This window comes from Leclercia sp. GLN_9, assembly GCF_043105735.1.
Lineage (GTDB): Bacteria > Pseudomonadota > Gammaproteobacteria > Enterobacterales > Enterobacteriaceae > Enterobacter > Enterobacter adecarboxylatus.
The window spans coordinates 27,367-43,075 of the sequence record NZ_JBICLV010000026.1 but is presented as its reverse complement, the minus strand read 5'-3'; the positions used below and the strand labels follow the sequence as shown (position 1 = coordinate 43,075).

At 55.9% G+C, this 15,709-nt stretch carries 15 protein-coding genes; 9 read left to right on the top strand and 6 right to left on the bottom strand.

What is annotated here, in order from left to right:
• The first annotated feature begins 3 nt into the window (after window positions 1-3).
• Entirely contained in the window at window positions 4-825 is an 822-nt protein-coding gene (locus ACF8PE_RS17000) for an alpha/beta fold hydrolase (RefSeq protein WP_032616306.1), read from the top strand.
• A gap of 66 nt (window positions 826-891) precedes the next feature.
• Here ACF8PE_RS17000 and ACF8PE_RS16995 read toward each other — a convergent pair whose 3' ends face one another.
• The 4 genes from ACF8PE_RS16995 to ACF8PE_RS16980 all read right to left on the bottom strand — a co-directional run bounded on the left by ACF8PE_RS16995 (window position 892) and on the right by ACF8PE_RS16980 (window position 2,645).
• A complete protein-coding gene (locus ACF8PE_RS16995; RefSeq protein ID WP_103792645.1) occupies window positions 892-1,317 on the bottom strand; it encodes a FosA8 family fosfomycin resistance glutathione transferase in 426 nt (141 codons plus the stop codon).
• A 5-nt stretch (window positions 1,318-1,322) separates the two neighbouring features.
• Window positions 1,323-1,748 carry a hypothetical protein gene (locus tag ACF8PE_RS16990; protein ID WP_225321534.1) on the bottom strand — a complete coding sequence of 142 codons (426 nt, stop codon included), beginning with the start codon at window positions 1,746-1,748 and terminating at the stop codon, window positions 1,323-1,325.
• Window positions 1,749-1,956: 208 nt separating this feature from the next.
• A complete protein-coding gene (locus ACF8PE_RS16985) occupies window positions 1,957-2,349 on the bottom strand; it encodes a hypothetical protein (RefSeq protein ID WP_103792644.1) in 393 nt (130 codons plus the stop codon).
• An 11-nt stretch (window positions 2,350-2,360) separates the two neighbouring features.
• The gene (locus ACF8PE_RS16980) at window positions 2,361-2,645 is read right to left on the bottom strand and encodes a hypothetical protein (protein WP_032616303.1); all 285 of its coding nucleotides are present in this window, start codon (window positions 2,643-2,645) and stop codon (window positions 2,361-2,363) included.
• A 180-nt stretch (window positions 2,646-2,825) separates the two neighbouring features.
• Between ACF8PE_RS16980 and ACF8PE_RS16975 the strand changes: the two genes are divergently transcribed.
• Window positions 2,826-4,781: an AAA family ATPase gene (locus ACF8PE_RS16975; RefSeq protein ID WP_392495099.1), complete on the top strand. Its 1,956-nt coding sequence runs from the start codon at window positions 2,826-2,828 to the stop codon at window positions 4,779-4,781.
• Window positions 4,778-5,881, top strand: a complete 1,104-nt coding sequence (mcrC, locus tag ACF8PE_RS16970) for a 5-methylcytosine-specific restriction endonuclease system specificity protein McrC (protein ID WP_103792642.1) — start codon at window positions 4,778-4,780, stop codon at window positions 5,879-5,881. The genes ACF8PE_RS16975 and mcrC overlap by 4 nt, the downstream gene beginning before the upstream one ends.
• A gap of 80 nt (window positions 5,882-5,961) precedes the next feature.
• On the opposite strand, the gene patD is transcribed toward mcrC, so the two are convergent.
• Entirely contained in the window at window positions 5,962-7,386 is a 1,425-nt protein-coding gene (gene patD / locus ACF8PE_RS16965) for an aminobutyraldehyde dehydrogenase (RefSeq protein WP_151583528.1), read from the bottom strand.
• 31 nt (window positions 7,387-7,417) lie between these two features.
• The gene (locus tag ACF8PE_RS16960; protein ID WP_103792640.1) at window positions 7,418-8,899 is read right to left on the bottom strand and encodes an APC family permease; all 1,482 of its coding nucleotides are present in this window, start codon (window positions 8,897-8,899) and stop codon (window positions 7,418-7,420) included.
• A gap of 351 nt (window positions 8,900-9,250) precedes the next feature.
• On the opposite strand from ACF8PE_RS16960, the gene glaH reads away from it, so the two are divergent.
• The 6 genes from glaH (at window position 9,251) to symE (ending at window position 15,649) form a co-directional block, all read left to right on the top strand.
• The gene (gene glaH, locus ACF8PE_RS16955) at window positions 9,251-10,228 is read left to right on the top strand and encodes a glutarate dioxygenase GlaH (RefSeq protein WP_032616300.1); all 978 of its coding nucleotides are present in this window, start codon (window positions 9,251-9,253) and stop codon (window positions 10,226-10,228) included.
• Window positions 10,229-10,239: 11 nt separating this feature from the next.
• The gene (gene lhgO, locus ACF8PE_RS16950; RefSeq protein WP_312806357.1) at window positions 10,240-11,505 is read left to right on the top strand and encodes an L-2-hydroxyglutarate oxidase; all 1,266 of its coding nucleotides are present in this window, start codon (window positions 10,240-10,242) and stop codon (window positions 11,503-11,505) included.
• Between the two features lie 23 nt (window positions 11,506-11,528).
• Window positions 11,529-12,977, top strand: a complete 1,449-nt coding sequence (gene gabD / locus ACF8PE_RS16945) for an NADP-dependent succinate-semialdehyde dehydrogenase (RefSeq protein WP_200142863.1) — start codon at window positions 11,529-11,531, stop codon at window positions 12,975-12,977.
• Window positions 12,978-12,991: 14 nt separating this feature from the next.
• Window positions 12,992-14,275 (top strand): 4-aminobutyrate--2-oxoglutarate transaminase, encoded by a 1,284-nt coding sequence (gene gabT, locus ACF8PE_RS16940; protein WP_077226565.1) that lies wholly within the window; start codon window positions 12,992-12,994, stop codon window positions 14,273-14,275.
• A gap of 45 nt (window positions 14,276-14,320) precedes the next feature.
• Entirely contained in the window at window positions 14,321-15,004 is a 684-nt protein-coding gene (gene csiR / locus ACF8PE_RS16935) for a DNA-binding transcriptional regulator CsiR (protein WP_392495098.1), read from the top strand.
• Between the two features lie 312 nt (window positions 15,005-15,316).
• Window positions 15,317-15,649, top strand: coding sequence for an endoribonuclease SymE (gene symE, locus ACF8PE_RS16930; protein ID WP_392495097.1), 333 nt, complete (start codon window positions 15,317-15,319; stop codon window positions 15,647-15,649).
• Window positions 15,650-15,709 lie beyond the last annotated feature (60 nt).

The following is a 15,709-nucleotide window of genomic DNA, read 5'->3' as shown; positions in this document are numbered from 1 at the left end:
ACTATGGCGACGATTAAAGCGAAAGATGGCACGCAGATTTACTACAAAGACTGGGGTGCAGGTAAACCGGTTCTGTTCAGCCACGGCTGGCCGCTGGATGCCGACATGTGGGACAGCCAGCTCAACTATCTGGCCGAACGCGGTTTCCGCGCTATCGCCTTCGACCGCCGCGGCTTTGGCCGTTCGGATCAGCCGTGGAATGGCTATGACTACGATACCTTTGCCTCTGACATCAATGACCTGATCACCGCGCTGGATCTGCGCGACGTGACGCTGGTGGGCTTCTCGATGGGCGGCGGCGACGTGAGCCGTTATATCGGCACCTACGGCACCGATCGCGTGGCTGGCCTGGCGCTGCTGGGTGCGGTAACACCGATCTTCGGTAAGTCTGACTCCTACCCGCAGGGTGTGGATCAGTCGGTCTTCGCGGGTATTCGCGACGGGCTGCTGAAAGATCGCGCACAGTTCATCAGTGATTTCGCTACGCCGTTCTACGGCACCAATGCCGGGCAGACGGTTTCCGAAGGCGCGCTGACCCAGACCCTGAACATCGCCCTGCTGGCATCGCTGAAAGGCACCCTCGACTGCGTAACCGCCTTTGCCGAAACCGACTTCCGCCCGGATATGGCGAAAGTTGATGTGCCGACGCTGGTGATCCACGGCAGCAACGACCAGATCGTGCCGTTCGAAACCACCGGTAAAGTGGCGGCAGAGTTGATCGGCAACGCGGAACTGAAAGTGTATGACAATGCGCCGCACGGCTTTGCGCTGACCCATCAGGACCAGCTGAACGAAGACCTGCTGACGTTTGTGAAGTCGCTGTAAGGGTTGAATGCCGGGTGGCGCTGCGCTTACCCGGCCTACTTTTCCTTTGTCGGCCCCCGCCTCCCGTTACGCTTCATCTGACGTAAAAACCATTCCCGCGTAAGGCTTCTCCCGACACGCGGCCAGACGCGCGGCAAGATCGCCCACATGCAGTTCCAGTTTGTGCCCGTCCGGGTCGAGAAAATAGAACGACGCCCCTTCGCTTTTGTTCTCTTTCCAGACCGTTACGCCAGCGTCTTGCAGCTTTTGCGCGACGGCCTCGAATTGTTCCGGTTCAACAGAGAAGGCGTAGTGGGTGTAATCGCTGTTCTGCGGCGGAATGAATTGTCGCGTCTCGTCATAAGAGAGGCAGAGCCAGAGATCGCCGCAGGTAAGGTAAGCTCCGGTGTGCCATTCGGCGTGCAGGCGCAGGCCGAGAAGATCGCGCCAGAATGCGATGCTGGCAGGCAAGTTGCTGACGGCAAGGGTCAGATGGTTAAGGGCGTTAAGCATGAGGTTCAGTCCTGGATAGAGGTTAGCCTCACTTCTTTAGCATGTTTATCAACGTATAAATAGAAGCGATCCCTGCACTCTTTTTTGGGCTGGCACCACACTTCCATTCCACGCTTTCTTCGCCTTTCTTTGATATACCCTAAATTGATGAGGTAGACACGAAGCGGCTCAGCATTAGTCGTGTCTTTAAAAATAATGTCATTCGAAGGGGGATATCCGTCGCCAGGATGAGATTCAAAGTAGTAATGTTGGGAAATTCTCGGCGCGTTTTGAATTTCATTATAGGTGAGAGTGTAATAACGGTAGCGGTCGGTTTCTTTGTAAACCGTCATCTCGTTTATGTTAGATGCGGTGATGTAGATAAATGTTCCGCACAGGATTAATGCGGCGATAAATATAGCAGTGAGAGATCTCATAAAAATAAACATCATCCCTGATATCTTATTGTGAACTCAGAATTTATATTTTTTAAAATGACTGGCCTGATGGTATGGACTCTTTTCCATCGCTGTCTATATAACCGCATGTTATTAGGATTTTAGCCCGATACTCCGTCACCCTTTAAACCGGGTGGCGCTGCGCTTACTCGGCCTGTTAAACCGCAGGCCATGCAAGCGCAGCGCTGCCGGGCAACGACTGCTACCTTCTTTTAGCCCAGGCGGCACGCATAACGGGAATAAATATCGGCGGGATGACGCCCATTTTCGGCAACGGCGTAGCGATCTCCACGCCTGGTGCCACCGCAAACCACTCGGTATTAAAAGGCAATTTTTGCAGGCGATTAAGGTCAAACTTTGTCGGCCAGCTTAACCCTGCCGTATCCAGCTGATCGTCGATGACAAACTCGCCCTGATAGACGTGGTCCGTCCGTGAGGTTCCATAGACAATCAGGACGGCATGCAGCTCCGGGAAGAAGTTCAGAATCAGTCCGGGACGCGCTTTCGGCCCCGGATGGCCCAGATCCTCATGTTGAGGAAATTTACACCAGATAATGTCACCGATTGCGGGTAACGGGTTGTAATTATTAGCCATAAGCATCCTGCTTATTTGAATAATGGAGAGTCCAGATCGTCCTCTGAAATATCGAGGCCTGACACTTTTCTGATCGCTTTATGTTGTGCGTCGGTCAACGGGCCATCGTCCTGTTCGTATGAGGGCAGCACCTCTTTAGCAAGGTTGCGTAACGCCTTGTGGACTAACTCGGTCTGGTTCAGGGACAACTCCGCCATTAGCCGGGCAAAGGTGTCTTCGCTGACACCAAATTCGTTATCAACAGAACGGAGCTGGAAAAGGAATTTTTTAGGCGCAGTGCGTGTTGGGGTGGGCATGATAACCTCTCTTCTTTAACGCTATATGCAAAGTATATAGAGGGACGGGGAAATGGTCCATATAGAATGCATATATCCCTTATGTGATCCCTGTTTTGGGTAGTTAGGCATTGCGTCCTAAGATCCCGTAAAATTCCGACAACAGAATGATAAATACCGAAAAATTTTACTGGAGAGAATATGAACGCGGCTGAACACGATACCAGATTTGCGTGGGCAACTTTTTATCAGGCTTTTGCCAGCAAATTACTGACCTGGCGAAATCGTAGAGAGGAGCTAGTCGAAGGTATCCATCGGATTGCCGCTGACGTTGGCGGGATGTCACACCTGCAGGACAAACCTGCTCAGGGCGAACCTCATCCGTTAAAAGACATTTGCCCGTTTACAACGATGGGATTGTTCAATCGCAGCCTTACCGATGCGAATCGCAAAGTGATTGCCGCCAGGCTGGCGGACCTACTGGGTGTGAACGAACCTGTACCCGATTCTTTTGATGGCATCCCTCTGCTCAACAACCAAAAATCCTGGTTTTTTGCTTACGAGAAGACCCGCACCGACAATGACATTGAGTTTCTCTGGGAGATGTTTACCCAGGCAATCAGATTCGCGGATGATCCGGATGTCGACCCTGGCGCTTTTTCTATAGTTTATGATGTCACTTCAAACGTACACAATGTCGGTTGGAACCTGACCATGGGGCTGTACTGGATCCGTCCGTGGTTTTACCCCACCTTAGATAGCCAGTCGCAATATTACATCCAGAAAGTCCTGAACATTAAGATCCTGAAAAATGGTGTGAAAGGCCGCTGCAGCGGGCAAAGCTACCTAAGTCTTATGCAGGCTCTCAAACAGGCTTTTACCCAGCCAAACTTCCCTGTCCATAGTTTTCCAGAACTCTCGCTGACGGCGTGGAATACAGATGTCGCCCAGTCAAAAGATGAGGTGGAAAATCGAACATGGAAAGTTTATCTGCTGAATAAAATTAAAGCCTTATGCCTGCAAAAAGAGAGTCCTTATTTCACTTCTCAGGAACTGAAAGAAAACTACCTGGACGAAATTAAAGCAGATCATCCGAATAACAATACGGTTGAAAATTCAATCTATTATTACCTGCAGATATTGCGTAAGGATGATGAGTTAAGGTTCCTCAATGCTGGTAACTATGAATACCTGAACTTTGATAAAAGCGAAGTACAGAGCGTTACTGAAGAATCGGTCGAAGAGAGTGCGCCACCAGCCAAAAATGCTCATAAACCTTACTTCATCAGCAATCTGCTCGACGAGGGCTGCTTCCTTGATGAAGATAAAATTAAGCTCACCCTCCAACGACTTAAAGACAAGAAAAACCTGATCCTGCAAGGCCCTCCCGGCACGGGTAAAACCTGGCTAGCACGCCGTCTGGCATACTGTTTGATGGGTGAGCAAGCCCCTGAGCGAATCAGCGCGGTTCAGTTCCATCCAAATCTCTCTTATGAAGATTTTATTCGCGGCTGGCGCCCGGGGAAAGAGGGACGGCTGGAACTGATCGATGGGCCATTCGTTAATGCCATCAATAAAGCGCTTAATAACCCTGCTGCAAAATATGTAGTGATTATTGAGGAGATCAATCGCGGTAATCCGGCACAAATTTTCGGCGAAACTCTCACCCTGATGGAAGCCGATAAACGCACTCCGAATGAGGCGCTGGAACTCTCCTATCGCACGGATCCGGATGAGAAAATCTATATTCCCGAGAATTTATATATCATCGGCACCATGAACATTGCCGACCGTTCTCTGGCACTCCTCGACTTAGCCTTGCGTCGCCGTTTTGCGTTTATCGACCTGAAGCCCGTATTTAACGAGGCGTGGAAAAGCTGGGTGAACCAAAAGTTTGCCGTCGAGCTGGACGTCTTAACCTTAATCGAATCACGACTGACGACATTGAATGAAATGCTGGCGAATGATGTCACTCTGGGACCGCAATTCTGTATCGGACACAGCTATGTTACCCCGGCAACCGGCCAGAAGATTGGCGAAGCCGTAGCCTGGTATGAACAAGTCGTCGAGACGGAGATTTGCCCTTTACTCGCCGAATACTGGTTCGATGCCCCGAAAAAAGTTAACGACGCTAGAAAAGTGTTATTAGCACAATGACTTCCGAGAGCGAGCAACATAAGACGGCACGCATTCCCGTGCGCAATCTCTGGCTACTGATGCTATACGCTTCCGACTTGTTTCGGGAACTTGGGCGACGCAATGTAGCTGTGGAAGATAACCCAGATGAAATCCCCGATCTGGTGGCGAAGATCCTTCTACATGAAATTGCGCTGCGCCGCCGCCGTAATTTAAGCATGGGCTATCAAACCCGGCATGCCTCTCTGAATCGGGTTCGAGGACGCATTGATATTCTGCATACGGCCAGCCATCAGCTATTAGATCGCGGCCGGGTTGCCTGTCAGTTCCAGGAGATGACCCTCGATACACCACGAAATCGCTACGTTCGCTGTGCGTTAGAACGGCTTACCCCGCTCATCACCAAACCTGCACTGGCCGCAGATTGCCGCTTTGCGGCAATGGCGTTGCGTCGGGAAGGTATAAACGGTGAGTACCCTGACAACCGCGAACTGCCCTCGGTGACGCGCTTTGGTCGCCATGACGCGGCCGATAAACCGATGGTGGATGCCGCACAGCTGGCCTATCAGTTGCTGTTACCCACCGAGGATCAGGGTCACCACCTTTTACCCTCCCCTTCAAATAACGAGGCCTGGATGAGAAAGTTATTTGAGAAAGGTATCGCGGGCTTTTATCGGGTCCATCTTGAAAAAGACATCTGGCATGTCGCGGCCGGAAAAGAGCTGAAATGGGCATTGAGCGATCAAAGTGCTGGGAGTGCTGATATCTTCCCGACGATGAAGTCAGATATCGTTCTTGAACACAGGGTTAATAAGAAACGCATCATTGTTGATACCAAATTTAATGCGATCCTTACGAAGGGCTGGCACCGAGATACCACGTTGCGCAGTGGCTATATTTATCAGCTGTATACCTATCTGCGCACTCAGGAGAACAATGACGATCCGTTATCCCTTAACGCTTCAGGCATGCTGTTGCACCCTGCCGTTGGGTATATGCTGAATGAATTTATCGTCACGCAAGGACATAAGATTCATTTTGCGACAGTTGATATGGCGGCAGATGCACAATCGATAAAAAACCAATTACTGGATTTGGTTAGTGGTTGCGCGCAGTCATGACATTTACGCCCGGTGGCGCTGCGCTTACCCGGCCTGTTAAACCGCAGGCCATGCAAGCGAAGCGCCGCCAGGCAGTGCCGTTAGTGCTTCACCATCACATGCCTTACCACGGTGTAATCCTCCAGTCCGTACATCGACATATCCTTGCCGTAGCCGGACAGCTTCTGGCCGCCGTGCGGCATTTCGCTTACCAGCATAAAGTGCGTGTTCACCCAGGTGCAGCCGTATTGCAGGCGGGCGCTCATGCGGTGCGCGCGGCCCACATCTTTGGTCCAGACCGATGAGGCCAGGCCGTACTGTGAGTCATTGGCCCACTCCAGCACCTGCTCTTCGTCGTCGAACAGGCTGACGCTGACCACCGGGCCGAAGACTTCGCGCTGGATGATCTCATCCTCCTGCTTCGCCCCAGCCAGCAGGGTCGGCTGGAAATAGTACCCGCTGCCGCCCGCCACGTTACCGCCGGTGACCACGTGGATGTGCGGCAGGGCTTTTGCGCGGTCCACCGCTTCGCTGACGCGGGCCAGATGAGCGGCAGAGCTGACTGGCCCCAGCTCGGTGGTTTCATCCTCCGGGGCGCCCATTTTCAGGCTGGCCACGGCGACGCCCAGCTTCTCCACCAGCGCGTTATAGACCTCTTTTTGCGCATAGATACGACAGGCCGCGGTGCAGTCCTGTCCGGCATTGTAAAAACCAAAGGTGCGTACGCCCTCAACCACCGCATCGATGTCGGCGTCGTTAAAGACGATGACCGGCGCTTTGCCGCCCAGCTCCATATGGGTGCGCTTAATCGAGGACGCGGTGTGGCCCAGAATATGCTCGCCCGTGGCGATGGAACCCGTCAGCGACACCATGCGCACTTTATCGTGGCCGGTTAGCGGGTCGCCGACGGTTTTACCCCGGCCAAACAGGACGTTGATCACCCCGGCCGGGAAGATATCTTTGGCCAGCTCGGCCAGCTTCAGGGCGGTGAGCGGGGTGATCTCTGACGGCTTAAGCACCACGCAGTTCCCCGCCGCCAGCGCCGGGCCGAGCTTCCACGCCGCCATCATCAGCGGGTAGTTCCACGGGGCGATGGAGGCCACCACGCCCACCGGATCGCGGCGGATCATGGAGGTGTGCCCTTCCATGTACTCCCCGGCGGCGAGGCCGTTCAGGCAGCGGGTGGCCCCCGCAAAGAAGCGGAATACATCGACAATGGCCGGGATTTCATCATTCAGCACGCAGTGCAGCGGTTTGCCGCAGTTCAGCGACTCCAGTCTGGCGAAGGTGTCGGCGTTCTGTTCGATGACGTCCGCCAGCTTCAGGAGACACTCGGCACGGGCTTTGGGCGTGGTCTGCCCCCACTGCCGGAAGGCGCGATCGGCGGCCTGTACCGCGGCATCTACCTGCTCCGGACTGGCTTCGGCAATCTCCAGAAGCACCTCGCCGGTGGCCGGGTTATAGACGGGCTGCTTCTCACCTGAACCGGCAATCAGTTCGCCATTGATCAATAAGTTGTGTTGCATAGCCGACTCCATTGTTTTTATGTTCGGGAAATTACAGAGGTTGTCCTGCGTTCAGCCGTTTTGCATGCTCGATCGCATCGTTTTCCGGCGCATTTGAGCGCCCGAACGGACGGGCCAGCACCATGTACACCAGGCCAGAGATCACCACCACCGCCAGCCCCACCAGTACCGTCCAGCGGTCCATAAAGTCGCTGCTTTCAGCCGGTTGTGCCAGTAGCCAGATCCCACACAGGCCATAGGCCAGCGCCAGGATGTTAACCAGCATTCCCCAGCCGCCCACGCTCCACTCCCCGGCCGGTTTCCAGCCTTTCAGACGCTGACGCAGCGCCGCCAGGACCACCATCTGGAACGAAATGTAGATGCCGATAACCGCAAAGGCGGTGATGCGCGCCAGGTTGTCCGGCTGGAAGTAGACCCACACGCAGATGAGCACCGGCAGCAGGCAGCTGACGATCATTGCGTTATCTGGGACGCTGTTTTTCGACAGCTTCGACATCCAGGCGCTACCCGGCAGCATCTGGTCACGGGAGAAGGAGAAGATCAGGCGGCTTAACGCGGCCTGCAGGGACAGAATGCACGACAGCATGGCGATCACCGCGATGATGATAAACACCGTGGCGCCGGTCTCGCCGAGGGCTTCGTTGAGGATCGCCGGGATGGGATCGGCGATCTGGCCGTTAACGATATTCATCAGATTTGGCGAGGCCAGCAGGTAGCCGAGGATAGAGATGATCGCCGAGATCGCGCCAAACACGATACTCAGGATCATCGCCACCGGGATCTTTTTGCTCGGATTTTTGACCTCTTCCGCCACGTTGCCGCAGGCTTCAAAGCCGAAGAACATAAACAGGCCGATCAGCGCCGCCGCCATAAAGGCCGGCTGGTAGCTGCCGTCTTTGGCGATAACGCCCATCGAGTCGAAGACCACCGAGAAAGGCTGCGCGCGATGGAACAGCAGCAGGTAGATCCCGAGCGCAATCACGCTGACGATTTCACACCAGAAGCCAATCCTGGCGACCCGGGCGAGGTTTTTGGTGCCCGACATGTTTATCGCCATCATCATCAGGAGCAGGACCACCGAGGTGATCAACATATTGCCCGCCGAGATGTCAAAGCCGAACAGCGACCCCACGAAGGTCGCGGTGTATTCCGCCACCGAGGTGATGGTCACCACCAGCGCCCACAGGTAGATCCAGGCGGCGATCCACGCATATTTACGCCCCCACAGGCGGCGCGCCCACGGGTACAAACCGCCGGTAATCGGGTACTGCGATGCCACTTCGCCAAACACCAGCGCCACCAGCAGCTGCCCGCAGGCCACGATCGGGATCCACCAGATCGCTGGCGGCCCTGCCAGCGTCACCGCCAGCGCAAACAGGGAGTAGACCGCCGTCAGCGGCGAGAGGTAGGTGAACCCAAGCGAAAAGTTAGAGATAAGGCCGATGGAGCGGTTGAAATGCTGTGTAGTATCACTATGAATTGCTTCACTTTTCTTGCCAGAAGTCTGTTCCATACGTTTATTCTCTGTGTTGAGGTTGAGTCGCAGGTAACACGAATCAAGGTATAGAAGAGCCCCACAACGCCGTACAGCACCCCCGCCACGATTTGTTAAGTTTTGTATGGATATGTCACGTTTTTGTTAAGGACAACCCGCCTTTTCCGTGAGGGCGATCACCTTGCCTCAGCCCGTTCGCCGCCTGGTGGCGCATTTTCCCGTCATTTCGCCTGTTTTTCTCGCATCCATCACAAAATCCAAACATTCACGCCAGGCCAGGCCCATTTCGCCAGAATGTAGATATTTTTAATTTATGGCTACGAAATGCACAGCCCTGTTTCCTGAATACTTTCTGAGAGGATTGATTCGATGAATGCACTTACCGCCGTACAACAGCCCGACGAGGCGTTAGCCCGCACCATCTCCGGTTTTAGCATCGCGACATCCGTGCAGTCTCCGCGTCTGCTGGAACTGACGTTCTCCGCAGAGGTGACGCAGCAGTTCCTGCGGGAGGTAGAGCAGTGGCCCATTCAGGCCCTGGAGTACAAATCGTTTCTGCGTTTTCGGGTGGCGAAGATCCTCGATGACCTGTGCGGCAACCAGCTCCAGCCGCTGCTGCTGAACACCCTGCTCAGCCGTGACCAGGGCGCGATGCTGATTTCTGCCGAGGGGGTGGATAACGTCACCCAGGCCGACGAGATGGTGAAGATCGCCACCGCCGTCGCGCACCTGATAGGCCGCTCCAACTATGACGCCATGAGCGGCCAGTACTACGCCCGCTTTACGGTGAAAAATGTCGATAACTCAGACAGCTACCTGCGCCAGCCCCACCGCGTGCTGGAGCTGCACAACGACGGCACCTTTGTTGATGAAGTGACCGACTACGTGCTGATGATGAAAATCGATGAGCAGAATATGCAGGGCGGCAACTCCCTGCTGCTGCACCTCGACGACTGGGAGGCGCTGGATAAATTCTTTAGTCATCCCCTCGCCCGCCGCCCGCTGCGCTGGACGGCACCCCCGAGCAAAAACGTGGCGGCCGATGTGTTCCACCCGGTGTTTGACGTTGACCAGCAGGGCCGCCCGGTGATGCGCTATATCGACCAGTTCGTCCAGCCGAAAGATTTTGAAGAGGGCGTCTGGCTGAGCGAACTTTCTGACGCGCTGGAGAGCAGCAAAAGCATCGTCTCCATTCCCGTACCGGTGGGTAAATTCCTGCTGATTAACAATATGTTCTGGCTGCATGGCCGGGATCGCTTTACCCCGCACCCGGATCTGCGCCGGGAGTTGATGCGCCAGCGCGGGTATATCAGCTACGCCACTCGCCACTATCAGACCCATCAGTAGGAATTGAGCGGATGTATGATTTCGTGATTATCGGCGGCGGCATTATCGGTATGTCGACCGCCATGCAGCTGATTGAATGCTACCCGGACGCCCGCATCGCGCTGCTGGAGAAGGAGGCTGGCCCCGCCTGCCATCAGACCGGGCACAACAGCGGGGTGATCCATGCCGGGGTTTACTACACCCCCGGCAGCCTGAAGGCGCAGTTCTGCCTGGCGGGCAATCGGGCGACCAAAGCCTTCTGCGATGAGAACAATATCCGCTACGACACCTGCGGCAAGATGCTGGTTGCTACATCGGCGCTGGAGATGGCGCGGATGCAGGCCCTGTGGGATCGCACCGCCGCCAACGGCATCGAGCGCGAATGGCTGAGCGGCGCGGAACTGCGCGAGCGCGAGCCTAATATCACCGGGCTGGGCGGGATTTTTGTCCCCTCCAGCGGGATCGTCAGCTATCGCGAGGTGGCGGCGGCAATGGCAAAACGCTTCCAGGCGAAAGGCGGGGAAGTGGTGTATCGCGCCGAAGTCTGCGCCCTGAAAGAACACGCAGACGGCGTGGTGATCCACACCCATGACGGACGCGAGTTTGAAGCCAGCACCTTAATCAGCTGCTCCGGGCTGATGGCCGACCGACTGGTGAAGATGCTCGGCATCGACCCCGGCTTTATTATCTGCCCGTTCCGCGGGGAGTATTTCCGCCTGGCGCCGGAGCACAATCAGATCGTCAACCACCTTATCTACCCGATCCCGGATCCGGCCATGCCGTTTCTGGGCGTGCATCTCACCCGCATGATCGACGGCAGCGTCACGGTGGGGCCAAACGCGGTGCTGGCCTTTAAGCGCGAGGGCTACCGCAAGGGCGATTTCTCCTTATCCGATATGCTGGAAATTATGGGCTCGTCCGGGATTCGCCGGGTGCTGCAGAACAATTTGCGCTCGGGCTTAGGCGAGATGAAAAACTCGCTGTGCAAAAGCGGCTATCTGAAACAGGTGCAGAAGTATTGCCCGAGCCTGACGGTGAAGGATCTGCACCCCTGGCCTGCAGGTGTGAGGGCGCAAGCAGTTTCGCCAGACGGTAAGCTGATCGACGATTTTTTATTTGTCACCACGCCGCGCACCATCCATACCTGTAATGCCCCCTCACCGGCTGCGACCTCGGCAATCCCGATTGGCGCGCATATTGTGAGCAAGGTTCAGACCTTGATTGCCAGTCAGCACAACCCTGGGCGGTCCTTGCAGAGCCCTGGTGTGGAGACATTACATGCCGCGTTTACCCGTTAATCATTCTGAGACAGGAAGCCATCATGCAACTCAACGATCCCAGCTTATTCCGCCAGCAGGCTTATATAGAAGGTGAGTGGTGCGACGCCCACAGCGGTGACACCCTCGCCGTGACCAACCCGGCGAACGGCCAGACCCTGGGCAGCGTGCCGAAAATGGGCACCGATGAGACCCGCGAAGCGATTGAGGCCGCGAACCGCGCCCTGCCCGCCTGGCGAGCGCTCACGGCCAAAGAGCGCGCCACCATTCTGCGCCGCTGGTTCGACTTGATGATGGCTAACCAGGACGATCTGGCCCGGCTGATGACCCTTGAGCAGGGCAAACCGCTGGCAGAAGCCAAAGGCGAGATCAGCTATGCCGCCTCCTTTATAGAGTGGTTCGCCGAAGAGGGGAAACGGGTCTACGGCGACACCATTCCTGGCCATCAGGCGGATAAGCGTTTGATTGTGATTAAGCAGCCGATCGGCGTGACGGCTGCCATCACCCCGTGGAACTTCCCGGCGGCGATGATCACCCGCAAGGCCGGGCCAGCCCTGGCGGCAGGCTGCACCATGGTGCTCAAACCCGCCAGCCAGACGCCCTACTCCGCGCTGGCGCTGGCCGAACTGGCGAGCCGGGCCGGGATCCCCGCCGGGGTGTTTAACGTGGTCACCGGTTCGGCGTCGGACATCGGCAACGAGCTGACCGGCAACCCGCTGGTGCGCAAACTCTCCTTTACCGGCTCGACCGAGATTGGCCGCCAGCTGATGGCCCAGTGCGCGAAAGACATCAAAAAAGTGTCGCTGGAGCTGGGAGGCAACGCGCCCTTTATCGTCTTTGACGATGCCGATCTTGATAAAGCCGTGGAAGGGGCGCTGGCCTCGAAGTTCCGCAACGCCGGGCAGACCTGCGTTTGCGCCAACCGTTTGTACGTGCAGGACGGCGTTTACGATCGCTTTGCCGAAAAACTCCAGCAGGCGGTGGATAAGATGCAGATCGGCGATGGCCTGACCCAGGGCGTGACCATCGGGCCGCTGATCGACAGCAAGGCGGTTGATAAAGTGGAAGAACACATTGCCGACGCCGTGGCGAAAGGCGCACGCGTGGTGACCGGCGGGTCACTGCATAAATTAGGCGGCAACTTCTTCCAGCCGACTATTCTGGTAGATGTACCCGGTGATGCGAAAGTGGCAAAAGAGGAGACGTTTGGCCCGCTGGCACCGCTGTTCCGTTTCAACGATGAAGCCGACGTTATCGCCATGGCCAACGATACCGAGTTTGGCCTCGCAGCCTATTTCTATGCCCGCGACCTGAGCCGCGTGTTCCGCGTGGGCGAGGCGCTGGAGTACGGCATCGTCGGGATCAACACCGGTATTATCTCTAACGAAGTGGCCCCGTTCGGCGGCATTAAAGCCTCTGGCCTGGGTCGGGAAGGTTCTAAATACGGTATCGAAGATTACTTAGAAATCAAATATATGTGCATCGGCCTTTAATTCAGGAGCATCCAATGAGCACCAACAAAGAGTTAATGCAGCGTCGTAGCAATGCCGTACCCCGTGGCGTGGGGCAGATCCACCCTATCTTTGCCGCCCGCGCCGAGAACTGCCGGGTGTGGGATGTCGAAGGCCGTGAATATCTTGATTTCGCCGGGGGCATTGCGGTGCTGAACACCGGGCATCTCCATCCTGACGTGGTCAGCGCCGTGGAAGAGCAGTTGAAAAAGCTGTCGCACACCTGCTTCCAGGTGCTGGCCTATGAACCCTATCTGGAGCTTTGCGAAACTCTGAACCAGAAAGTGCCGGGGGATTTCCCGAAAAAGACCCTGCTGGTGACCACCGGCTCCGAAGCCGTCGAGAACGCGGTGAAAATTGCCCGCGCGGCGACGAAGCGCAACGGCACTATCGCCTTTACCGGGGCCTATCATGGCCGCACCCACTACACCCTCTCCCTGACCGGGAAAGTGAACCCTTACTCAGCTGGCATGGGGCTGATGCCGGGCCACGTCTATCGCGCGTTATATCCGTGCGCCCTGCACGGCATCAGCGATGACGACGCCATCGCCAGCATCCATCGCATCTTCAAGAACGATGCCGCGCCGGAAGATATCGCCGCCATCGTGATCGAACCCGTCCAGGGTGAAGGCGGGTTCTATGCCACCTCCCCGGCCTTTATGCAGCGCCTGCGCGACCTGTGCGACGAGCACGGCATCATGCTTATTGCCGATGAAGTGCAGAGCGGCGCGGGCCGCACCGGCACCTTCTTCGCCATGGAGCAGATGGGCGTGGCGGCGGATATCACCACCTTCGCTAAATCCATTGCTGGCGGCTTCCCGCTGGCGGGCGTCACCGGACGTGCCGAGGTGATGGACGCCATCGCCCCGGGCGGGCTGGGCGGCACGTACGCCGGTAGCCCTATCGCGTGTGCCGCCGCGCTGGCGGTGATGAAGGTGTTCGAGCAGGAAGATCTGCTGGGCAAAGCCAATAAACTGGGCAATACCTTGCGCGAAGGCCTGCTGGCTATCGCTGAAAAACATCCTGAGATCGGCGACGTTCGCGGTCTGGGGGCGATGATCGCCATCGAACTGTTTGAAGCGGGCGATCACCATAAGCCGGACGCCGCCCTGACGGCGCAGATTGTCGCCCGGGCGCGGGATAAAGGGCTGATCCTGCTCTCCTGCGGCCCGTACCACAACGTGCTGCGCATCCTGGTGCCGCTCACCGTTGAGGAAGAACAGCTCCAGCAGGGGCTGGCGATTATCGCCGCGTGTTTTGACGAGGCGAAGCAGGACTAATCTTTACGCCCGGTGCAAGCCGGGCCGTATTAAAGGAGCACGACCATGACCATTATTTCCCAGGCGACGGCCATCGACGGCTACCGCTGGCTGAAGAACGACATTATCCGCGGCGTGTATCACCCGGATGAGAAGCTGCGGATGAGCCTGCTGACCTCCCGGTATGAACTGGGCGTCGGCCCGCTGCGCGAAGCGCTGTCGCAGCTGGTTGCCGAGGGGCTGGTCACGGTCATTAACCAGAAAGGCTACCGGGTGGCCCCCATGTCCGAACAGGAGCTGCTCGACATCTTTGATGCCCGCGCCAATATGGAGGCGATGCTGGTGCGCCTCGCCATCGAACGCGGCGGTGAAGAGTGGGAAGCCGACCTCCTCGCCCGGATGCATCTGCTGAACAAGCTGGAATCCCGCGACGCCAGCGAGACCATGCTGGACGAGTGGGACCAGCGCCATCAGGCGTTTCATACGGCGATTGTGGCCGGGTGTGGGTCGCGGTATTTGTTGCAGATGCGGGAACGGCTTTTTGAGCTGGCGGCGCGGTATCGGTATGTGTGGTTGAGAAAGACGGTGCTGTCGGTAGCGATGTTAGAGGAGAAGCATGGAGAGCACCAGCGGCTGCTGGATGCCGTGCTGGCGCGGGATGCGGATAAGGCGGGGGAGCTGATGTATCAGCATTTATTGACGCCGATTCCGATTATAAGGGGGGCAATGGGGGTGGGCCTGGCGACCTGAAGAGGAAAATACACCTTAAAACAGGCACTATTCATTTAGTGCCTGTTTTAAGGTGTCATGTCTGCATATTTATTACGAAACCTTTAATATCCCCGACTGCAGTTAAGCCATATGAATTAATTAAAAAGTTCATTTATATTCATCATTATTAATATTTTAAAAGCGCTCTAAACGCGCTTATTACGTTTTATATTAATCTGGACTTACTTTTATTTACTGGGTAAATTTACAGGTGTTATTTAACGCAATACGGGCATGCGCCAACATGCCCGTATTGCTCATCACAATCACTATTTAACGAGAATAGTAACCATGACTGATATCGATTGTATTGCAGAATCACTGCAACCAGAAGTATTTGAATCTACCGACCGCGTATTTACCGTGAGTTATGCGACGCGGTTTGGAGATTATACCCGCATTCCTGCGTTTATCATGAAAGGCCTGTGGCTCAATGAAGCCGGGTTCAGCACCGGAACGAAAGTGGATGTGAAGGTGATGAAGGGCTGCATAATCCTGACATCCCGACAGGGAGAGCCGGAGATAGAGACGCTGATGCGTGAGGTGAGTCAACTGTCGGACCAGAAGCAGCAGCAGGTGATGGACTTTGTTGGGGTGATATCCGGGAAGCTTCGAAAAGCTTGAGATTGCGATGGAATGAGAAAGGCGCCGTTGGGCGCCTTTTTTGTTGGTTGCGAAAGGCTC